The sequence below is a fragment of the Rhizobium anhuiense genome (genome assembly GCF_003985145.1).
Lineage (GTDB): Bacteria > Pseudomonadota > Alphaproteobacteria > Rhizobiales > Rhizobiaceae > Rhizobium > Rhizobium anhuiense.
This window is the reverse complement of sequence record NZ_ML133542.1, coordinates 25,927-46,999: the sequence shown is the minus strand read 5'-3', so window position 1 is coordinate 46,999 and position 21,073 is coordinate 25,927. Positions and strand designations below refer to the sequence as shown.

Below are 21,073 nucleotides of genomic sequence, written 5' to 3'. Positions count from 1 at the left end.
GGCAGCTAGCGCCCGTCGGATCCAAGGCCCTTCGGACCGTTGAGCTGGTTCATATCCTCGCAAAGAGAACGAACCGCCTCCATCGTCACGGCGAGTGCCGACATCAGGATCGAGATGTCGTTGTCTTTATCTGGCTGGGAAAGCGCGCGAGATCGAGCGTGCAACTGTTGGCTGACCGTGTCGAGCTGCAGAATGGTTTCATTATTCATGGTGATCCTCCAAAGGTCTAAACCTTCAAAGCTCCCGGCGGGCATTTCGTTCCATTATGGCAATTGGTGACGTGACTTAGCCGTTTGGTTTGCGCAAGGGCGGAAGCCGCATGTAGTAGGAGTCCAGGGGGTCGTAGGATCCCTTCGGTTCACCCTTGCCGGGCTTGACCAGATTGGGCGCCAGTTTTCCCTCCGGCCCGAAAATATAGTCAATGCCGGCGCAGAGATGGGCGAGAGAGCGGTAGTTGAAGTGTTTAAACCAGTCGTTCGCGAGGAAGGCGGCTTCGTCCCAGGCCTTTCCGCGGAGACGATCATATCCGGCCTGCTGCAGAAAGGCCTCGCCTGTCCTCGTATTGATGCTGGCGCCGAGGCACAAATTGCCGGCGATCAGCGACAGCCTGAGCACTCTGATGGTTTCGGCATCCTTGTTCGGTAAGGGCTTCAGGGCCTGGGCAAGATAGAAATTCGTCGATGGATCATTGGTCATCGTCTTGCGCCAATAGCCGGGGAAATCCTCCGCGGCGGCGCCGACGGCCGATGAGGCGGTCATTATGACCAACACAATCAAGCTTTTGACAATTCCGCCCACGGCAATCCCCCAACCCTGCGCACAGAATGCATAGCGTCCTTTCGCCTGATGAGGCAAGGTGACGCCGCGTAGTTTGGGAAGCTTGCGCCGCCTGTGCCAATCCAGGCTTTTCGGGCATCGGAAGCGGGCTTGCGTTTACCATATGCCCCGCATCGACACGAGGATTTCGGACCTTGTTGCGGCGGCGGAAGGGCAGGGCGGAGAGGTCCGCGTTAGTGATTTATAAACCATAATCATTAGAATTGTCGCTATCGCTGCGAAATCGTTCGTAAATTTGCCACGAACTTCGCATGATTAAAGTCTCGTTAGGCGGGTGGGGATAAGGCGTTATTGGCCCAGGATGGGGCAAGGTTCCTTAACCATAACGATCTTTGAGCGGCGTGGGACATATGAAACTGGAATACGGGGCGGCGTCTTTCGCAACGACAGCACGGTGGCTGGCGATCTCGGCGATGTGTGCAACGGTTGCGGCATGCGGCACGACACAGGCGGTGCCGAAGAAGAAATTCCACGGCAAAGAATATTTCTCCGAATCCGAATATGGCGTGAAGGCAAGTCCGCGCGTCGCCACCGGCAACAACATCCCCAAGGGCGGCGGCCGCTACATCGTCGGCAATCCTTACGAGGTGAAGGGCAAGTGGTATTATCCGAAGGAAGACTTCGCCTATAACAAGGTCGGCGTCGCCTCCTGGTATGGCTCGGCCTTTCATGGGCGCCTGACGGCGAACGGTGAAGTCTACGATCAGATGCATCTTTCCGCCGCGCATCCGACCTTCCCGCTGCCGAGCTATGCGCGCGTCACCAATCTCGAAAGCGGTTCCTCCGTCATCGTGCGCGTCAACGATCGCGGCCCGTATCACGAAGGCCGCATCATCGACCTTTCCAACAAGACGGCCGACATGCTGGATCTGCAGCACAGCGGCACCGGCAAGGTGCGAGTGCAATATGTCGGCCGCGCCCGCATGGACGGCCACGACATGCCCTATCTGATGGCGTCCTACGTGCCGAAGGGCAGCCGCATTCCCGGCGTCAATCCGGAAGGCCAGATCGCAACCGGCGTGATGGTCGCCTCCAACAGCCGCAAGATCACCCGCGATCAGTTGCAGAGTTCGGAAGATTATGAGACGCCGGCCAACGTGCCGGTACCGATGTCGGCCACTTCCTATGCCGGGTCGACGCCGAGCGCACGCTACAATGCGGCCCCCGTCGCAGCACCCGCTTTGGCAGCGCCCGCCCATGTTCTGGTAGCGCCATCAGCACCATCCGCCACCAATGCCGCTCCGTCCTTCGACCAGATGGTCGTGTTGCCGGAGATCGGCCCCATGCCCTACGAACGGCCGCTGGGGTCTCTCGCGCTCGGCTACCAGAACGAGGATGTGAAGACCGTGACGGTCGATCTCGCCTTCGACGCTGTGATGGTGCGCAATGACGGGCTGACGCAGGAGTCGATCCTTGCTGCGACGAAGCGTCATCAGGCAAAATCCGCCGCGCGCTGAGCGCGGCAATTGCATCGAATTTCCTCTCGCTCTAACCTCCTGAAATACGCCCCCTGATCGATGGGAATTCTTGATGCTGAAGCCTTTGCTTCGTCTGCTTGTATGCATCATGCCGCTCTCCACCGGCGCATTTGCAGCCGATAGCGGTACCGCCGGTTTCGCCACCAAGGCGGCGCAGGCCTATATGATCGAGGCCGCCACCGGCACGGTGCTTCTCGCCAAGAACGAGGACCAGGGCTTTTCGCCGGCTTCGCTCGCCAAGCTGATGACGATGGATCTCGCCTTCGAGGCGGTGACGAAGGGGCAGATCACGCTCGATACCGAATATCCCGTTTCCGAATATGCCTGGCGAACCGGCGGCGCGCCATCGAGGACGGCAACGATGTTTGCCAGCCTGAAATCGCGCGTGCGCGTCGAGGACCTGATCAAGGGCGTCGCCATCCAGGGCGCCAACGACAGCTGCATCATCCTGGCCGAAGGCATGGCCGGCAGCGAGCAGCAATTTGCCGTGTCGATGACACGCCGCGCCCGTGAACTCGGCATGGAGAAGGCTGAGTTCGGCAATTCCACCGGGCTCCCCGACGGCAAGAGCAAGGTGACGGCGCGCGAGATGGTGACGCTTGCGGCCGCCCTGCAGCAGTCTTATCCCAATCTCTATCCCTATTTCGCCCAGCCGGATTTCGAGTGGAACAAGATTTTCCAGCGCAACCGCAATCCGCTGCTCGGGCTCGATCTCGGCGCCGACGGGCTTGCCACCGGCTTTACCGAGGGCGAGGGTTATTCGATCGTCGCCTCAGTCCAGCGCGATGGCAGGCGGCTGTTTCTGGCGCTTGCCGGCATCGCTTCCGACAAGGAGCGGACGGAGGAGGCCAAGCGAGTGCTCGAATGGGGACTGACGGCCTTTGAGGACCGGCAGATCTTCGGTGAGAAGGAAGTGATCGGCGCCGCCAGCGTCTATGGCGGTACGGCGCGTACCGTCGATCTCGTCGCCAAGGCGCCGGTCAGCGTCTATATTCCGATCAGCAATCCCGATCGGCTGTCGGCGCGCATCATCTATCACTGGCCGCTGACGGCGCCGGTCGAGCCGGATACCCAGGCAGGGGTGCTGAGGATTTTCGCAGGCAGCCGGCTGCTCCGAGAAGTGCCGCTTTATACGATGCAGGCGGTCGGCGAGGGCTCGCTCAGCAGCCGGGCGGTCGACGCCATGCTGGAACTCGGCGAATCGCTGTTCTTCTCTTGGCTCTGGGACAAGTCGGCACCCGGCTGAGCGGCCACTTTCTGGTGCAATTTGCCGGGAAAGGTGAATATGTCGCCGCGACGAAAGGTTTTCCTCCCTGACATCTTCGGATAGATAGATGGAGCACGGCGCGTGCGGCGCCTGGAATGCGGGAAGTTGTCATTGTCATCCGGTACGGGATTGTTCGTTACGTTTGAAGGCGGGGAAGGCGCGGGGAAATCCACGCAGATCCGCCGCCTCGCCGAAGCGTTGAAGGGCGAAGGTCACGACGTGCTGATGACGCGCGAACCAGGCGGATCGCCGGGCGCGGAGGCCGTGCGCCACGTGCTTTTGTCAGGGGCTGCCGAAGCCTTCGGCACGCGGATGGAGGCGATCCTCTTTGCCGCGGCGCGCAACGACCATGTCGAAGAGGTGATCCGGCCGGCGCTGGCCGCCGGCAAGATCGTGCTCTGCGACCGTTTCATGGATTCATCCCGCGTCTATCAGGGCATAACCGGCAATCTCGAGCCGGATTTCATCGAGACGCTGCAGCGCATCGCCATCAACGGCGTCATGCCGGATTGCACCGTGATCCTCGACATCCCCGCCAAGATCGGGCTGGAGCGGGCGCAGAAGCGCGCTCCAGCCGACGGTCCCGACCGCTTCGAGAAGGAGCGGCTCGAAACGCATGAGAAACGGCGCGAGGCCTTTCTCGACATCGCCGCCCGCGAGCCGGAGCGCTGCCACGTGGTCAACGCCATGCAGAGCGAAGAGGCGATCGCTGCCGAGATCCTGGCGATCGTCCAACAACTCAAGTCGCCCGCCGACCGTTTGCGAATGCCGGAAGCCGCCCATCATGAGTGAAGCCCATCATGAGTGAGGAAAGGCCCGGACTGCTCGACGGCGCCATCTGGCCGGGAGAAAATACCAGGCTGTTCGGCCATGAGGAGGCGGAAGCCTTCCTTGCGCAATCTTACCGCTCCGGCAAGGGCCACCACGCCATCCTGATCGAGGGCCCGGAGGGCATCGGCAAGGCGACGCTCGCTTTCCGCTTTGCCAATCACGTGCTATCGCATCCCGATCCCGAGCGAGCGCCGGAAATGATCGGCGATCCGGACCCTGCCTCTCCCGTCAGCCGGCAGATCGCCTCCGGCGCCTCGCACAATCTGCTGCATCTTGCCCGGCCGGTGGACGAAAAGACCGGCAAGGTGAAATCGGCGATCACCGTCGACGAGGTGCGCCGCGCCGGCAAGTTCTTCTCGCAGACCTCGGGCACCGGCAACTGGCGGATCGTCATCATCGATCCGGCCGACGACATGAATCGCAATGCCGCCAACGCCATCCTGAAGATCCTGGAAGAGCCGCCGAAGCGGGCGCTGTTCCTGGTGCTTTCGCATGCGCCGGGACGGCTGCTGCCGACGATCCGCTCTCGTTGCCTGCCGCTGAAACTGGCGCCGCTTGCCGACGCCGCGCTGGTCGCGGCCCTTGACCATCTCGGCATATCAGGCGAGGGCGGGGCGGTACTTTCGGCCGCCAAGGGCAGCGTCGGCGAGGCGTTGAAACTCCTGAACTACGGTGGCGGCGAGATCATTGCCGCCTATGATGAGATGCTTTCCGCCCAAGGACCGACGGCGCGCAAGGCGATGCATCGGCTGGCCGACGCGCTTTCGGGCAGGGAAAGCGACACGATCTTCGATTTCTTCGTCAGCCATGTCGGCGACGATATCATGAACCGCGCGCGGGCGGCAGCAAGCGAGGGGCAGATCACAGCTGCGGAGCGGCTGGCTCGGCTCTATTCGGACATTACCGAGCGGCTGACCGTTTCCGACGCCTATAATCTCGACCGCAAGCAGACGATCATCAGCATTCTCGCCGATATCAAACAGCCGGGCCTCTAGAGCGGTTCAGCGTTTAACGGAAGCGCAGAACCGCTCTATCCTTTTGTTTTGACGCAATTCCCGGCAAAACCGCTTCGCGCTTTGCCTGGGAAAACCGCTTCGCACTTTTCCTGGAATTGCTCTAGGTCAGCAGCTTGCCTGCGACCACTGCTAGCGTGGCGGCGAGCACGATGCGGATGGTGCGCTCGTGCAGCTTCGGCGCCAGAAGGCTGCCGATAATGATGCCGGGGATAGAGCCGATGAGCAGGGCAGACAGCATTGGCCAGTCGATCTCGCCGATCAGCCAATAGCCGGTGCCGCCGATCAAGGTCAGCGGCACCGCATGGACGATATCGGAACCGACGATCTCGCGCACATCGAGCCTGGGATAGAGGATCAGCAGGATCGTCACCCCCAGCGCACCGGCGCCGACCGAGGTCAGGGTGACGAGGACGCCGAGCAGGAATCCGAGAATGACGGTAAGGGCGAGGATGGTTGCCGGCCGCGGCGGCGTGCGGTCGCCGATGGCGCGGCGCGCAAGCTGGAGTATCGGACCTCGGAAGACCAGCATGATGGCGGTCATGACGAGAAGCCAGCCCAGCGCGGTGGTGATCGTATTGGTGACGCCGATGCTTTTGCGGTCGACGCCCGCCAACAGCCAGAGCATCAGCAGGGCGGCCGGCACGCTGCCGACGGCCAGACTGCCGACGATCTTCCAGTTGACCCGCCCATGCATGCCGTGAACGGCAGTCCCCGCCGTCTTGGTGATCGCCGCATAGAGAAGATCTGTGCCGACGGCGGTGGCCGGATGGACGCCGAAGAGCAACACCAGCAGCGGCGTCATCAGCGAACCGCCGCCAACGCCGGTGATGCCGACGAGGGCGCCCACACACAGGCCGGAAAGCGAATAGAGCGGCTCGAATGTCAAACAGGCGCCCCTGTCAGCGCGCAGCCACGACAATTCCGATAGATGAAAACTGCCACTTCGTTTTGTCCCGCCCTCTTTTCCATGACGGGTAGATGGCGGCAGAAGCGGAGTCAAGTTCACCACGCCAGCGTCCGGGAAATCATCGACAGCTGGAAAGTTGAGGTTTCGCTCGACGGTGACATGCGCTAAGAGCGGCTGACCATTTTTATAGAGTTAGCCGGACATTGGCCTCCATGACAGACAAGACACCCTTCTACATCACCACCGCGATTTCCTATCCCAACGGCAAGCCGCATATCGGCCATGCCTATGAGCTGATCGCGACGGATTCGATGGCGCGCTACCAGCGTCTAGACGGCAAGGATGTGTTCTTCCTGACCGGCACCGACGAACATGGCCAGAAGATGCAGCAGACGGCGCGCGGCGAGGGGATTACCGCGCAGGCGCTTGCCGACCGCAACTCCGGCGAATTCCAGGCGATGGCAACGCTGCTCAACGCCTCGAACGATGATTTCATCCGCACTACGCAGGAGCGTCATCACGAGACGTCGCGCAACATCTGGAACCTGATGGCCGACAATGGCGACATCTACAAGGACAGCTATGCCGGCTGGTATTCGGTGCGCGACGAGGCCTATTACCAGGAAAACGAGACGGAGCTGCGCGCCGACGGTGTGCGCTACGGGCCGCAGGGCACGCCCGTCGAATGGGTGGAAGAGGCAAGCTATTTCTTCAAGCTCTCCGAATACCAGGAGAAGCTGCTTGCTCATTACGAGGCGAATCCCGACTTCATCGGTCCGGCCGAACGCCGCAACGAGGTGATCTCGTTCGTCAAGTCGGGGCTCAAGGACCTCTCGGTCTCGCGCACGACCTTCGACTGGGGCATCAAGGTGCCGAACGATCCTGCCCACGTCATGTATGTCTGGGTCGACGCGCTGACCAACTACATTACAGCGACCGGCTATATAGAAGACAGGAACGGCCCGCGGGCGAAATACTGGCCGGCCGACGTGCACATCATCGGCAAGGACATTATCCGCTTCCACGCCGTCTACTGGCCGGCCTTCCTGATGTCGGCGAAGCTGCCGCTGCCGAAGCGCGTCTTCGCCCACGGCTTCTTGCTCAACAAGGGCGAGAAGATGTCGAAGTCGCTCGGCAACGTCGTCGATCCCGTCAATCTGGTGAACCATTTCGGCCTCGACCAGGTGCGTTACTTCTTCCTGCGTGAAGTCTCCTTCGGCCAAGACGGCAGCTACAGCGAAGAGGCGATCGGCACGCGCATCAACTCCGACCTCGCCAACGGCATCGGTAATCTCGCCAGCCGCTCGCTGTCGATGATCGTCAAGAACTGCGACGGCAAGATCCCGGAATGCGGGACGCTCAGCGACGAGGACAAGGCGATGCTGGCCCAAGTGGACGCGCTGCATGCATCGACGCGCGAGGACATGGGCAAGCAGCAGATACACCGGGCGCTCGCCTCGATCATAGCAGTCGTCTCCGAGACCGACCGTTATTTCGCCGGCCAGGCGCCCTGGGCGCTGAAGAAGACCGATCCGGAGCGTATGGGCACGGTGCTCTATGTGACGGCCGAAGTCGTTCGCCAGATCGCCATCCTGCTGCAGCCCTTCATGCCGGAATCATCGGGCAAGCTGCTCGACCTGGTTGCCGCACCCGCTGACAAGCGCGACTTCGCCGCCCTCGGCGAGGCAGGCCGTCTCGTTGCCGGAACGGCTCTCGAAGCGCCGACCCCGGTCTTCCCGCGCTACGTGGCTCCGGAGGCTTGAAGCCGTGCTGATCGACACGCATTGCCATCTTGATTTCGCCGACTTCGAGGCGGAGCGGGACGAGATCGTCGCGCGCGCCCATTCGGCCGGTGTTTCGCAGATGGTGACGATCTCGACACGGGTGCGCAAACTCGGCGCGCTGCTTGCCATCACGGAGAAGTATCCCTCGGTGTTCTGCTCGGTCGGCACCCATCCGAACAATGCCGACGAAGAGCTTGATATCCAGACGGAAGAGCTGGTGCGTCTCGCCAATGCCCATGAGAAGGTGGTGGCGATCGGCGAAGCCGGTCTCGACTATTTCTACGACACGCAGAAGCCGGAGGACCAGCAGACCGGTTTTCGCCGCCATATCGCGGCGGCGCGCGAGACCCGGCTGCCGCTCGTCATCCACAGCCGCAGCGCCGACGAGGACATGGCGGCGATCCTGACCGAGGAAACCGGGAAGGGGGCCTTCCCCTTCATCCTCCACTGCTTCTCCGCAGGCCCGGAGCTTGCCACGACCGGCGTCGCGCTCGGCGGCTATATCTCCTTCTCGGGCATCCTGACCTTTCCGAAGTCGGAGGAGCTGCGCGAGATCGCTAAGACGATCCCGCATGACAGACTGCTTGTTGAAACGGACGCGCCGTATCTGGCGCCGAAGCGCTGGCGCGGCAAGCGCAACGAGCCGTCCTATGTCGTCAACACGGCCGAGGTGCTCGCCGATACGATCGGCCTTTCCTACGAAGAGGTGGCGCGGATCACGACCGAGAACGCTTTCCGTCTGTTCTCGAAGATGCCGAGGGTCTAGCGGCGTGCTCTACCGGCGGCGTTTCACCATTCTCGGCTGTTCGTCGTCACCGGGCGTGCCGCGCATTACCGGCGATTGGGGCGCCTGCAATCCCGACAATCCGAAAAACCGGCGCACGCGCGCCGCCTTCATGGTGCAGCAATTCGCGCCGGATGGCGGTGTCACCACGGTCGTTATCGACACCGGGCCGGATTTTCGCGAGCAAATGATCAGGGCAGGGGCCGACCATGTCGATGCCGTGCTCTACAGCCATCCGCACGCAGATCATATTCATGGCATCGACGATCTGCGCGGCTATTTTCACAATACCCGCCGACGGGTGCCGATTTTTGCCGACCAATTCACGATGGACAGGCTGCGGGAAGCCTTCGGCTATTGTCTGGAAACGCCGCCGGGCAGCAATTATCCACCGATCGTACTGCCCGTTGTGATCGAAAACCTGGATGAACCCGTCGAAATTCGCGGCCCGGGCGGCACGATCGCCTTCCATCCGCATCTCCAGCAGCACGGGGATATCCACTCGCTCGGCTTCCGGATCGGCGATGTAGCTTATTGCAGCGATATCAGCGATTTCCCGCCGCAGACCGTCGAAAAGCTTCAGAACCTCGACGTGCTGATCATCGACGCGCTACAATATACCTATCACCCGAGCCATCTGTCGCTGGAACAGTCGCTTGACTGGATCGGCCGGTTGAAGCCGAAACAGGCGATCCTCACGCATATGCACACGCCGCTTGATTACGACGCTGTCATGGCAGAGACGCCGGACCATGTGGTGCCGGCGTATGACCAGATGAGCTTCGAGACCGAGGTCAGGATTTAGTCTAAAGCTTGAGCCCGCTCGCCTGCACGTAGGGCCACACTTCGACGCCGCCGCGATGGATCATGTCGAGCGAGACGTAGAGAATGATCAGCAGACCGACATAGGCGATCCAGCGATGGTTGTTGAGCAACCGGGCGATCAGGTTAGCGGCGATGCCCATCAGCGCAATCGACAGGGCAAGACCGATCACCAACACGCTCGGATGTTCGCGCGCCGCACCGGCAACAGCGAGCACGTTGTCGAGCGACATCGAGACGTCGGCGATGACGATCTGGGTCGCCGCCTGGAAGAAGGTCTTCTTCGGCGCGCGTTCGGCGCCCGTAGCTTCGTGGTTCTCGCCATGGCCGGCGCGAAGCTCGCGCCACATCTTCCAGCAGACCCACAGGAGCAGCAGGCCGCCGGCCAGTAGCAAGCCGACGATCGCCAACAGATAGACCGCGACGCTGGCAAAGAGAATACGCAGAACAGTTGCGGCGACGATGCCGACGATGATCGCCTTACGGCGTTGCGTCGCCTCGAGGCCGGCAGCAGCAAGACCGATAACTACGGCGTTGTCGCCGGCGAGAACGAGGTCGATAGCAATGACCTGCAGCAAAGCCGTCAGACCGGCTGCCGTAAAGATGTCCATATGAATTATCCCCAATGCGTCAAAACCGTGCTAGCGTCTCGAAGGTTTAACGTCAACCGCTGACGGATTTCGCAGGCGGCACAATTCGCGACTCTGTGCATCAGACATGCAAGGCGGAAACACGGCGGGGCATCGCTATTCCCATCGCCATTGCCTTGGAACATTCACGTCAGCCACCGGTTCTTCAAGTCAGGAAAGCTGCCGTCGATCGATGGCAGGATCGAGACATCGAGAGGAGAACCCCGTGAGCAGCATTTACAACGATACCAACCCGGCTTTCTCAGGCCCGACAGGCGGCAGCAGCCTTGCCGCATTTTTCGACAGCCGGTCAGAAGCCGAATCCGCCGTCTCCCGTCTTGAGGACGCAGGCGTGCCGGTTTCAAGAATAAGGTTGATGCCCGGATATGAGGCGGATGGAAAAAATCCCGGCGCCATGAGCGACGACCGCAGCGGCTTCTTCGACGCGCTGGCGGACTTCTTCTTCCCTGACGAAGATCGGGCGGTCTACGCAGAAGGGTTGCGGCGAGGCGGCTTCCTCGTCCAGGTCAATGATATCGATGACGCGCTCTACGAGACCGTCCACGATATTCTGGACGACGAGGGCAGCATCGACATGGATGAACGGGCGGACCTCTGGTCATTGGAGGACAGGCAACAAGGCGCATCAAATACCGGCTTTGCCGGCCAATCCTCTGGCGGCAAGGCGTCGGAAGACCTCGCCGTGTCCGAAAGCGCATTCGACGATGCGCGCCCGCTGGCAATGCGGGACACCACGCATGGAAGCGCCAAGGTGCGCGCCTATACCTTGCCCGGCAGCAGTTCCGAACCATCGGACGATGCCGATGGGAAATCCCAAGGCCAATCTCAGACCCAGTCGCAATCCCAGGGCGGATCTCACCAGAGCCAGGGCTTCCGACGCGATCACTGATAGCGCCTGACGTGGATCACGGCCCGGCGGCGATGCCGGGCCTTGATCTCATCCCGCTTGTTTATTCGAGGATATGTCCATGCAATCATCCATCAATCGCGACGGCCGCCTTCCAGACCCCGACGAACTGATCGCAGAAGGTGAGCCGCCCTTTGCCGATGCCGCCGTGGAGACTGCGCGTGAAAAAGCCGACCAGGATCTCAACGCCCTGCAGCAGGAGCTAAGGCTGCTGAAGGCCCATATCGGCGCGCTGCGCGAGGACGCCGAGGCGGCGCTGAAAGCCAAGGCCACATCGGTCGATGCAAGCGCCCATGTCCAGCTCGGCGACTATCCCTGGCTGAAGCTCGCCGCGGCTATCTGCGCAACCTTCATTGCAGCCAGACTGGTTCGGCGCCTTCCACTCGGGGTCATGCTTGCCGGATTTGCCGGTCATCTCACGGACGCGAGAACACCTGGCATCCGAAGCCGCATGAGCGCGCTACGATCGGTCTAGAGCGGTTCAGCTTTTCACGGAAGCGCAGCACCGCTCTATCCTTTTGTTTATACGCAATCCCGGACGGAAAACCGTTTCACACACTTTTCCTGGAATTGCTCTGGCCGCTGCGCACCGAATGTTCCGCTTCCGTCTGCGATGCCGATGCCAGTTCCATGGCGATGTCGACAAAGCGCTGACCGAGCGAATTGAGTTGCCGGCCTGCAATTTTCTGCAGAGCGAACTGGCGTGAGGCGATGTGTTCCTGCAGCGGAATCGCTGTCAGCACGCCCCGGCGGATCTCCTCGCGCAGGAACTCATCGGACAGTATGCTAACGCCATCCGAGCGTTCCACGATTGCCTTCAGCACGCTGAAGGGAGCTGCCTCGACAAGGTGTACCGGGAAGGGGACGCCATTTGTCGTGAACAGGGCTTCAATCTGTTTGCGGAAAGCGCCGCCGCGCGGGGGCATCACCCATGTCGAGCAGGCGAGTTCCGCGAGAGAGACGTCTTGCCGCCCCTCCAATGGATGCCCCGCCCGAACCACGATCACCGATCGGGCCGTGAAGAGCGGAATGACTTCCACTCTCTCCGGTGCCGGTCTCTGTCCGACATTGGAAATGACGAGATCGAGCTTGTGGGTCAGGAGCCGCTCCATCAACTGCTCGTCCGTGCCCTCAACTACCTCGATGGCAGCATTGCCATTTTCCTCGAGAATGCGGCCGACGACCAGCGGCACGAAACTGCCGGTCGCGAGCGGCGTTCCGCCGATGTGGAGCGGGCCTTCAACACCGCGGCCACGCGCTTCCAATTCCCGTCCGGCTATCTCCAGAATGGCTTCAATGCTTTCGGCATGGCGCACCAGTATCTTGCCAGCCTCCGTCATGATCGCACCATGTCGACCGCGGTCGACAAGCTGCATCTGCGTTACGTCCTCCAGACGCGCGACGCTGACAGAAAGTGCCGGCTGGGAAATATGAAGCGCTTCCGCCGCCTTGAGGAAGGAGCCGGCGCGGTCGATGGCGAGAAGGTAGCGAAGCAGTCGGGGATCCAAGTCCATTTGTCACCAGACCTTCGGCGTGGGTGTGTTCAGAATTCCGTCGAATAGCACGTCCGCAATGGAGGCCCTACAGCGCCGCCCAACGCCACGCATTTCCATCGGCAACTTTTCATGAGGCTGCCGAATTCATGTCTTCATGTGCTTTCTTAAAACGTTGATGAATGCTGCGACCTTGGGTTTGCGGAAGGCCGATGGCAACTGGACTGTCTGGATCGCGATCATTCTCGATGGAAAACCGGCCAGCAGCTGAACGAGCCGGCCTTGGGCAAGGTCGTCAGCCAGAAAAACGTCTGGGCAGATGAAGATACCTTTTCCCGCGCGCGCAGGTATCAGGCAGGCGGGGGGGCTATTGGAGAGGAAGGGGCCGGTGACCGACACTTGGATCTGCTTCCCTTCAATCAGGAAGGGCCAACGGTTCGGGTCAGGATTGTTGGCGTCGCGAATGCAAATGTGGCTGGACAATTCGTCCGGATGGGCCGGTGCGCCATGGCGTTCGATGTAGGATGGGGCGGCGACGACCAGAAGCCTTGCCTCTCCGAGCTTTCGTGCCACGAGGCTCGAGTCCTTCAAAGTGCCGATGCGCACGGCCAGATCGAAACCGTCTTCAGCGAGATCGACGTATTCATCGGACAATTCCAGCTCAACCGTAACCTCCGGATGGAGATCCATGAACTCGAGAATTGCGGTTGCGACGACCGTTTCGCCAAAGGTCAGAGGTGCTGCCACACGCAGCGTGCCTTTCAAGCCACTTGATGCCTCGAGGGACATGTCCAGCAGATCGAGTTCGTTCAGAACACGTCGGCATCCCTCGAGATAGATCCGACCGTCATGCGTCAACGACATGGATCGAGTGGTGCGATGAAGCAGATTCATTCTCAAGTCAGCTTCAAGTGTTGCGATGTATTTGCTGACGAGCTTACCGGAAATGCCCAGCCGCTCGCTTGCGGCGGCAAACGATCCCGCCTCGACCGCGGCGACAAAGGTTCGCATGCCGTCAATCTTATCCATACCGATTGTCTCCATTTTGGCGAAACTGAGACGCTATAATCGCCATTTTGGCGATTAATTGCCAGTGCTAAATCGGAACCCGGCAGATCCAGGAAACATAGATGGTTGCTTCCGAACTGCCGCTCTCGATCGCACGCGGCGTTCCGGCGGTGAGCAATCGGCGTGCCGTATCGCGTTCGACGAAGATACCGTCAACCCGGTCCCGACCGGTCGTCGGGCGCGAAATTCACAAGTTCTGCAGCGCAGTTCCGCGCTGCCTCATGCAAACCAGGTAAAAGGGATTTTAAAAATGAGCCCAAAGGAAATCGTGCTGAGCGCTGTCGTCGCGCTGTTCACCAATTTTGATCCGGAAGCGGCAAGCCAGCTCCTGAAGGAAAACTACATTCAGCACAATCCCGCCGTACCCACGGGCGCCGCTCCTATCCTCGGCTTTCTGCCTGCGCTCAAGCAAAGCGGCCTGACGGCGACAACTCATCGCGTCCTGGCAGAGGGGGATCTGGTGGTCCTGCATTCGACCTATGAAAATGCCCAGGCCTTTGGCGGCCAGACGATGGTCGCATTCGACGTGTTCCGTGTCGAAGACGGCAAGGTTGCCGAACATTGGGACAATCTACAGGCTGCCGTCCCCGCGTCGAAAACAGCCAGTGGCAATTCGATGACGGACGGCGCGACCGAAATCAAGGATCTCGCCAAAACCGCCGAAAACCGTACGCTGGTCGAGAACTTCGTGCATGACGTATTGCTCGGCACGGCACCGCAGAAGATCACCGACTATATTTCGACGGAAACCTATATCCAGCACAACCCGATGGTGGGCAACGGATTGGACGGCCTGGGCGCCGCGCTGAAGGCGATGGCCGAAGCCGGCCAGCCGATGGCCTACACCAAGACACATTTGATCGTTGCCGAGGGCAACTTCGTCTTCACGGCCTCGGAAGGGAAGTTCGGCGAAACACCAACTGCCTTCTTCGACCTCTTCCGCGTGGAGAGCGGCAAGATTGTCGAGCATTGGGATACGATTTCCACCATCCCGGCTCAAATGGCCCACGACAACGGAAAGTTCTGAGGAAGGCGCGAAATGAAATTCGTCCTGTCAGTCATTCTGGCGTTTCTCGTTTCCATGTCCGGTACAGCGATGGGCCAAGAGAAGCATGTCGTCGAAATCGTGACGATGAACTTGAAGGATGGCGTATCAGCCGAAGCCTTCGCGAAGGTCGACAAGGCCCTCGAAGATCAGCACGTCAGCAAGCAGCCCGGTTTCGTTTCGCGTGAGACTGCCATAAACGGCCGCCAATGGCTTGTTATCGTGCATTGGAAATCGGCTGCCGCCGCGCAGGCTTCGATGGACAGTTTTGCCGATGCACCGGCAGCATCAGAGTTCATGAGCATGATCGACGCCTCAACGATGACGATGACGCGTTACGACCTCGTTATCCGCTGAGCGGCTGCACCCGTGTGGGCTCATGCTGTTGGGTGAGCCCACACATCGATATTGCCGGCGGATGGATGTTTTGGTCGCCGACGCGGGTCGTATCGTTGGGCCATCGTATGCGCTATCTCGCGTGTACATCACGCTGATGGGGGCTGTATGAAGGGCGCCGCTCGGATTAAGACGTTCCGTTTCTCGAAATGTGGGGCTGAAATTGAACCGCCGGCATGCAACGATCCCAATCCGTCAATTGTCGCTCAAAGGCTCTAACGTTGATGAGCTTGCGGCCGCTCTTTCCAGCCTCTGCCTGCGAACCGAAGCCGTTCTGGAGAGCAGAGAAGCCGTCTCTTACAATATCCATTCCATCACGGCCGGACCAATCTCTCTCATCGCCGGCGTTTATGAAGGTGATCTGACGGTCCGGCATCGGAGTCCGACGGAGACCGATGTGATTATCCTTCCTCTCTCCGGACGCTCCGTCGTTACCATGAACGGTCAAGAGATGTTATCGGAGGGAACTCGTGGCGTCTTCGTGAACAGTTTGGCCGCAAGCGCGACGCGTTTCATCGGATCAAGAAGACACCTCGGCCTCAGGATCCCTCGCGACGAACTGATACGGCGCCTGGCGCTGCGCCTCAACATGTCAATACGCGGCCATCTCGATTTCGCGCCGGACATCGACTTGTCGACGGCCTCAGGATCCCTGTTGGTGCGGCTGTCGGCCCTTATGTACACCGGTTTGGCAGATGGAAGCCTGGTTCAATCGCCGATAGCGCTGAGCAACCTCACCGAGACAACGATCGAACTCTTGATGGAAGCCGCTCGGCATCGCTATTCGAGCGACCTGCTGTACCGCACTGCCGAGCCGCCCCTGCCGAGGAGCGTCAAGCGGGCGATCGACTATATGCGCGCGCATATCTCGGAGCCGATAACCGTGAACGACATCGCAGCCGCAAGCGGCGTCAGCCCGCGGACGTTGCAGCAGGGATTTCGCGACTTTCGTGATACGACTCCCTTTGCCTTTCTCCAGCGCCTGCGGCTGGAGGCGGCTCATCGCGAATTGATGACAGGTGGATCGGACCTGTCGGTGAAGCAAGTCGCGCTCAAGTGGGGTTTCGTCCACCGCGGTCGATTTTCCGCCGACTACAGAAAGCGCTACGGCGTGCTTCCGTCAGAAACATTGCGGAGCTCGGGGTCGAGTTCGGCCGACTGAATAGCCGCGTCCCTCGTCAGCGCCGGGGGTATCGAGGATGCCGGCGTGAGCCACATATCGCGGGAAAGGTCCGATATCCGAGACGGAATCGTACGGCCTCTCGCGGTTTAAGTTTCTGGTAAGCGCGCGCCATTCACTTATCGCTCGGAAGTGCATGCTTTGCCGATATTCGCAGACCAATTTCGCTGCGGTGAAATCCATCTTGTGTCGGCAAGCAGCGTATTTGAGCTGATGAGGTTGGAATGTCGAGATTGCCGCTAACGTTGCTACTTATGTTATTGACTATATTTCCACTGCTGGCCTTCGCGCTTATGGGTGCGTCGACCGCATTGGAATACTACCATGGGTATTCTTCTTTCGAGCAGGCGGACGTCACGCAACGCCTTGGAAGGGCTGGCGGCGTTCTGGCACAGGTCATCCCGGCAGAAGCGTTTTCTTCTGCTGACGACCGTCAGGCGCGCCGGGCCGCATCGGATGCTGCTCTTGCGGAAGTTCAGTCTGCCTACGACGCCTGGAAAGCGTCCGGTCTTGCCGATCCCGCGATCGAGCATGCCGTACAGATCATTGGCGAGAAGCGCGACAATCTTGCGAATTTCCGCAGCCGTGTCGATGCCGGAACCGCCGGCGAGACTGAAGGAGGTGTTGCCCTGCGTCCCGCTGCGGCGGCCGGTCTGGATCTGATCCGCCGCACCGGCGCGACGATCGACGATCTCGAACTGGCGCGTTTCATCAACGGCTTCCACGCCCTAATGCAATTCAGGGAGGCGGGGTTCATGGAAATCAGGCCGGGCAGGGCTTATATCAAGAATTCGACAATGGCGGTCGATCTCTTTTCGTCGCTTCTGTATTCCAAGAGCCTGCGACAGCTTTATTTCGCGCCGATGCATGAGTTTCTGCCAGCGGACCTGGTAAAACCCTACGACGATTTCGAGGCTGGCGCCGAGGGCAGGTTCATAGCGAGCGTGCGCGATCGGGTTTACGCGAACCTGCCAAACGTCTCCTTTCCCGCCGATACAGCTGATCGCTGGAATGCCGCAACTGGGCGGAGAGCCGAACTGCTGGGCCAGCTTGTCACACGCGCCAGCGCACGGCTCGACCAGACGGCCGCCAAACGCTACTCCGAACTTCGGAAATCCTTCCTGGGCTATTCCGGCTTGACACTCGCGATCATGACGATTGTCCTTTTGCTCTGCGTAACAGTCATTCGCAGGATTTCCCGCTACATTCGGTCGCTGACCGGACGCATGACGGGACTGGCGGAGGGCGATACCGCAACGGAAGTGCCGTTGACGAGCCGACGCGATGAAATCGGTGAGATGGCGCGAAGCCTGGAATTCTTCCGTGAGGCAGCGATTCAGAAGAAGAACCTCGAAGCGTCGGCAGAATCCGAGCGGGATCGCTCGGAAAAAGAAAAACTCGACATCCAGGAAAGCGCCGAGCGCGAGGCGGAAGACCGGCTTACGCGGGCGACCACGGCGCTCGCGACAGGTTTGAAGCGATTGGCGCATGGCGACCTGGTCTGTGAGCTAGAGGAGCCGTTCGCTCCGCAATTCGAAAGCCTGCGCGAGGATTTCAACGCCTCTATACGGCAACTGCGGGACGCGCTCCAGACGGTCGGGCGCTCTGTTGAAAGCGTGACCAGCGGCAGCGCCGACGTGTCCGCCGCCTCCGAAGATCTCTCGAAACGCACGGAGCAGCAGGCCGCCTCGCTTGAAGAGACTGCGGCAGCGTTGGAGGAAATCACCGCCAATGTGATGTCCACCACCAAAAGGACTTCGGAAGCCCGTGGCGCCGTTCAACGCATGCGAGATCATGCCGAGATATCCGGTCGTGTGGTGCGTGACGCGATCGGCGCCATGAACCGTATCCAGGGCTCTTCCCAACAGATCAGCCAGATCATCGGGGTCATCGACGAGATTGCCTTCCAAACCAACCTCTTGGCGCTCAATGCAGGTGTCGAGGCGGCGCGAGCGGGCGAAGCCGGGAAGGGTTTTGCGGTCGTCGCCCAGGAAGTCCGTGAACTCGCTCAACGCTCTGCCAACGCGGCGAAGGAAATCAAGAAGCTCATCGACACTTCGGCTTCGGCTGTCGGGGAGGGGGTAAAACTTGTCAGTGAAACCGGTTCGGGGCTGAGGACGATCGAGGAACTCGTGCTTGATGTCAACGTTCACATGGACGCGATAGCGATGGCGTCCCAAGAGCAGTCCTCCGGACTTCACGAGATCAATACAGCCGTCAATCACATGGATCAGACAACGCAGCAAAATGCCAGCATGGTCGCGGAGATGAGTGCAGCCGGTGCGAGTCTTGCACAGGAGAGCCGGAGTTTGGCGACGCTGTTGAAGCATTTCCGCTTCGAGACCGGGCGGAAGGACATTCGCATACAAAGAGCTGCCACAGAACTCAGAAGCGTTCGACGCCCCTTGCCTCAAACGAGCCGTGGCAATCTAGCACTCGAATCCTCAAATGAAGATTGGCAAGAGTTCTGACTCCGGCAAACTGGCATCGAATATATCAACCATGAAGACAACGGCAGGGTCGTTCCCGGCCGTTTCCTCGACGCTGTTTCACCGCGCGGAACTGCTTGAGTTCAGGATTTGTCTGATCCATCCTCACGCCCCTTGCTTGCCAAGATAACGTGCCTGCCACTTGCCCGTCCTGACGTTTTCCTCGGTTGATTTGTGCAGCATTTCAGTGAAGCGTATCGCTGCAAGCGTGCGCTCCGTATTTTGAAGCGAGGCGATCAGCCAAGTGACGTTGAGGTTGTCGATCGGCGACCAGGCGAACTGGGTCAGCGGTGAGTTGACCATCCCGCAATAGGGCATGATGGCAAAGCCGACCTTGCGCCGAATGAGGTCGTCCATAGGCGCATATTCGGTTTCTACGGCAACTTTTGCCCGGCGGCCGATACGGGCGAATTCTGCTTCGACCAGTGTTCTCAGGCCGTCGGGACGCGGCGTCAGGATCAGCGGTCGGTCCGCCACCGCATCGAGGCTGACCGGCCGATCGGGCGACAGACCGCTGTCGACAGGCCCGACCAGGTAAAGCTGCTCCTGAAGCAATGGCACGGTGTGCAGATCGGGCTCCGTCAACGGTGCAGCCAGAATGCCGATGTCGATGTCCCGGAAAAAGATCGCCTCGCGAAGCTGGACCGAATGTGCACCGCGGACGCGAAGGCGCACATGCGGGTAGGTCTCCACGAAGCTTGCCACAAGTTCGCCGGTCAATACGCGTCCCATGAAGGGCGGCGCGCCGAAGGCAAGCCGGCCTGATGGCGTGTTGGCGGCGTGCATGACTTCCTCCGGAATCCTGGCGATCTCTTCCAGAACCGCTTCCGCGCGCGTCCGGAACACTTCGCCGGCCGGCGTCAGTGTCAAGCCTCGACCCGTGCGATGAAACAGTGGCGCGCCGATCTCCTGTTCCAAGGCTGTGATCTGCCGGCTGAGCGCCGGCTGCGAGATGTCGAGCTTTTCGGCCACGCGCGACAGATTGCCGAACTCGGCGGCCTTCAGAAAATATTCCCATTTTCGAAGGTTCACAGCCTCGCCTCCGTTCGTGCCGCGATATGCATTTAAGGTTATAGCTGAACTGCCGTTCTGTCTATTGATGAAAGGCGCCGCACTTGGAATAGTCGCAATGGGTTGAGGAGCCCGTGTTCGAGGAGATCTTTATGTTCAAGCGCGCAATTCTGATCGCAACTGTCGTCATCGCCGGCGGGACCCAGTCCTGGGCCGAAACCCGGATCGCCATCGGCACGCCCCCCATCGCCGAAGTGGAAGCCGCCTTCGTGGCCAAGGATGAGGGCCTGTTTGAAAAGAATGGCCTCAACGTCGAGTTCCTGCCGACCGGCTCCAACCAGACGCTGGTGGCATCGCTGGTCGCCGGCTCGCACCAGATCGTCGCCGTTTCGCCCACCGTGCTGTTGCAGGCGGTCGACAGCGGGATCGACCTCGTGGTCGTTGCCAATTGCGGCGTGACCGCAGCGCGCACGGCCAGGAATGTCGGTCTTGCGGTGCGCGAGGGTGTCGAGATCGCCAAGCCGGAGGACCTGGTGGGCAAGAAGATCGGTACGCCAAGCATCGGCGGCACCCTGGATATCCTGTTCCGCCAATGGCTCAAGCAGAAGAACGTGTCGGAGAAGAACATCACCTTCATCGAGGTGCCGATCCCGAACACCGCTGACGTCCTCAAGGGCGGCACCATCGATGCAATCATCGCCGGACAGCCTTCACTCGGTCGCGCCGTCAGCCAGTCGAATGGCAAGGTGGCGTTCAATTTCATGGCGGACCTTCCCGAAAGCCTGCCTTATACGACCTTCGTGGCGACCCGCGATTGGGCCAAGGACAATGCCGAGACCATCAAGTCGTTCCGCGCCGCCTTCGCTCAGGCGACAGACCTGGTGGCCGCCAATCAGACCAGAACCCGCGAGATCGTCTCGAAATACACCAAGCTGCCCATTGAGGTTCTGAACAAGATCGAACTGCCGGAATGCAAGACCGTGCCGACCACGGCCGCGCTCGACTATTTCGACAAGGCGATGCGGGAAGGCGGCATGCTGACCGGCGAGATCGATACCGCTGGCCTGATCGCTCCCTGAGCCCCCTTCGTCAATATCCACAGGTGACA

Annotated in this window: 21 protein-coding genes; 14 read left to right on the top strand and 7 right to left on the bottom strand. The window is 60.4% G+C overall.

Features of this window, described 5'->3' with window-relative positions; translation table 11 throughout:
- Window positions 1–5: 5 nt before the first annotated feature.
- Complete coding sequence (locus tag EEQ99_RS31985) at window positions 6–209, bottom strand: hypothetical protein (RefSeq protein WP_127431776.1); 204 nt, start codon at window positions 207–209, stop codon at window positions 6–8.
- Window positions 210–285: 76 nt separating this feature from the next.
- Window positions 286–759 (bottom strand): hypothetical protein, encoded by a 474-nt coding sequence (locus tag EEQ99_RS31980; protein WP_244604882.1) that lies wholly within the window; start codon window positions 757–759, stop codon window positions 286–288.
- Between the two features lie 428 nt (window positions 760–1,187).
- Here EEQ99_RS31980 and EEQ99_RS31975 point away from each other — a divergent pair, with 428 nt between their 5' ends.
- The 4 genes from EEQ99_RS31975 to EEQ99_RS31960 all read left to right on the top strand — a co-directional run bounded on the left by EEQ99_RS31975 (window position 1,188) and on the right by EEQ99_RS31960 (window position 5,408).
- Window positions 1,188–2,294, top strand: coding sequence for a septal ring lytic transglycosylase RlpA family protein (locus tag EEQ99_RS31975; protein ID WP_127431775.1), 1,107 nt, complete (start codon window positions 1,188–1,190; stop codon window positions 2,292–2,294).
- Between the two features lie 73 nt (window positions 2,295–2,367).
- Window positions 2,368–3,561, top strand: a complete 1,194-nt coding sequence (locus EEQ99_RS31970; RefSeq protein WP_127431774.1) for a D-alanyl-D-alanine carboxypeptidase family protein — start codon at window positions 2,368–2,370, stop codon at window positions 3,559–3,561.
- 132 nt (window positions 3,562–3,693) lie between these two features.
- The gene (gene tmk / locus EEQ99_RS31965) at window positions 3,694–4,374 is read left to right on the top strand and encodes a dTMP kinase (protein ID WP_028757350.1); all 681 of its coding nucleotides are present in this window, start codon (window positions 3,694–3,696) and stop codon (window positions 4,372–4,374) included.
- Between the two features lie 8 nt (window positions 4,375–4,382).
- On the top strand, window positions 4,383–5,408 hold the full coding sequence (locus EEQ99_RS31960) for a DNA polymerase III subunit delta' (RefSeq protein WP_127431773.1): 1,026 nt from the start codon (window positions 4,383–4,385) through the stop codon (window positions 5,406–5,408).
- Window positions 5,409–5,529: 121 nt separating this feature from the next.
- Here the strand turns inward: EEQ99_RS31960 and EEQ99_RS31955 are convergent, their stop codons facing one another.
- Window positions 5,530–6,315: a sulfite exporter TauE/SafE family protein gene (locus EEQ99_RS31955; RefSeq protein WP_028758508.1), complete on the bottom strand. Its 786-nt coding sequence runs from the start codon at window positions 6,313–6,315 to the stop codon at window positions 5,530–5,532.
- 233 nt (window positions 6,316–6,548) lie between these two features.
- Here EEQ99_RS31955 and metG point away from each other — a divergent pair, with 233 nt between their 5' ends.
- The 3 genes from metG to EEQ99_RS31940 are packed head-to-tail and all read left to right on the top strand — an operon-like array spanning window position 6,549 to window position 9,709.
- On the top strand, window positions 6,549–8,099 hold the full coding sequence (metG, locus tag EEQ99_RS31950; protein WP_127431772.1) for a methionine--tRNA ligase: 1,551 nt from the start codon (window positions 6,549–6,551) through the stop codon (window positions 8,097–8,099).
- Window positions 8,100–8,103: 4 nt separating this feature from the next.
- On the top strand, window positions 8,104–8,886 hold the full coding sequence (locus EEQ99_RS31945) for a TatD family hydrolase (RefSeq protein WP_097544300.1): 783 nt from the start codon (window positions 8,104–8,106) through the stop codon (window positions 8,884–8,886).
- A gap of 4 nt (window positions 8,887–8,890) precedes the next feature.
- Window positions 8,891–9,709, top strand: coding sequence for an MBL fold metallo-hydrolase (locus tag EEQ99_RS31940; protein ID WP_028757355.1), 819 nt, complete (start codon window positions 8,891–8,893; stop codon window positions 9,707–9,709).
- Window position 9,710: 1 nt separating this feature from the next.
- Here the strand turns inward: EEQ99_RS31940 and EEQ99_RS31935 are convergent, their stop codons facing one another.
- A complete protein-coding gene (locus tag EEQ99_RS31935) occupies window positions 9,711–10,337 on the bottom strand; it encodes a TerC family protein (RefSeq protein ID WP_028758505.1) in 627 nt (208 codons plus the stop codon).
- A gap of 244 nt (window positions 10,338–10,581) precedes the next feature.
- Between EEQ99_RS31935 and EEQ99_RS31930 the strand changes: the two genes are divergently transcribed.
- A complete protein-coding gene (locus tag EEQ99_RS31930; protein WP_063475627.1) occupies window positions 10,582–11,265 on the top strand; it encodes a hypothetical protein in 684 nt (227 codons plus the stop codon).
- Between the two features lie 79 nt (window positions 11,266–11,344).
- Complete coding sequence (locus tag EEQ99_RS31925; protein WP_052213385.1) at window positions 11,345–11,758, top strand: hypothetical protein; 414 nt, start codon at window positions 11,345–11,347, stop codon at window positions 11,756–11,758.
- Between the two features lie 76 nt (window positions 11,759–11,834).
- Here EEQ99_RS31925 and EEQ99_RS31920 read toward each other — a convergent pair whose 3' ends face one another.
- Window positions 11,835–12,797: a LysR family transcriptional regulator gene (locus EEQ99_RS31920; protein ID WP_025554536.1), complete on the bottom strand. Its 963-nt coding sequence runs from the start codon at window positions 12,795–12,797 to the stop codon at window positions 11,835–11,837.
- A 126-nt stretch (window positions 12,798–12,923) separates the two neighbouring features.
- Window positions 12,924–13,805, bottom strand: a complete 882-nt coding sequence (locus EEQ99_RS31915; RefSeq protein WP_025554537.1) for a LysR family transcriptional regulator — start codon at window positions 13,803–13,805, stop codon at window positions 12,924–12,926.
- A 64-nt stretch (window positions 13,806–13,869) separates the two neighbouring features.
- Between EEQ99_RS31915 and EEQ99_RS31910 the strand changes: the two genes are divergently transcribed.
- The 4 genes from EEQ99_RS31910 (at window position 13,870) to EEQ99_RS31895 (ending at window position 18,936) form a co-directional block, all read left to right on the top strand.
- Window positions 13,870–14,871 (top strand): nuclear transport factor 2 family protein, encoded by a 1,002-nt coding sequence (locus EEQ99_RS31910; protein ID WP_244604883.1) that lies wholly within the window; start codon window positions 13,870–13,872, stop codon window positions 14,869–14,871.
- Between the two features lie 12 nt (window positions 14,872–14,883).
- Window positions 14,884–15,246, top strand: coding sequence for an antibiotic biosynthesis monooxygenase family protein (locus tag EEQ99_RS31905; RefSeq protein ID WP_025554542.1), 363 nt, complete (start codon window positions 14,884–14,886; stop codon window positions 15,244–15,246).
- 202 nt (window positions 15,247–15,448) lie between these two features.
- Window positions 15,449–16,447 carry an AraC family transcriptional regulator gene (locus EEQ99_RS31900; RefSeq protein ID WP_244604881.1) on the top strand — a complete coding sequence of 333 codons (999 nt, stop codon included), beginning with the start codon at window positions 15,449–15,451 and terminating at the stop codon, window positions 16,445–16,447.
- Window positions 16,448–16,689: 242 nt separating this feature from the next.
- The gene (locus EEQ99_RS31895) at window positions 16,690–18,936 is read left to right on the top strand and encodes a methyl-accepting chemotaxis protein (RefSeq protein WP_127431771.1); all 2,247 of its coding nucleotides are present in this window, start codon (window positions 16,690–16,692) and stop codon (window positions 18,934–18,936) included.
- Between the two features lie 123 nt (window positions 18,937–19,059).
- Here the strand turns inward: EEQ99_RS31895 and EEQ99_RS31890 are convergent, their stop codons facing one another.
- Complete coding sequence (locus EEQ99_RS31890) at window positions 19,060–19,986, bottom strand: LysR family transcriptional regulator (RefSeq protein ID WP_063475623.1); 927 nt, start codon at window positions 19,984–19,986, stop codon at window positions 19,060–19,062.
- Between the two features lie 131 nt (window positions 19,987–20,117).
- On the opposite strand from EEQ99_RS31890, the gene EEQ99_RS31885 reads away from it, so the two are divergent.
- Window positions 20,118–21,044 (top strand): ABC transporter substrate-binding protein, encoded by a 927-nt coding sequence (locus tag EEQ99_RS31885; protein ID WP_127431770.1) that lies wholly within the window; start codon window positions 20,118–20,120, stop codon window positions 21,042–21,044.
- Window positions 21,045–21,073 lie beyond the last annotated feature (29 nt).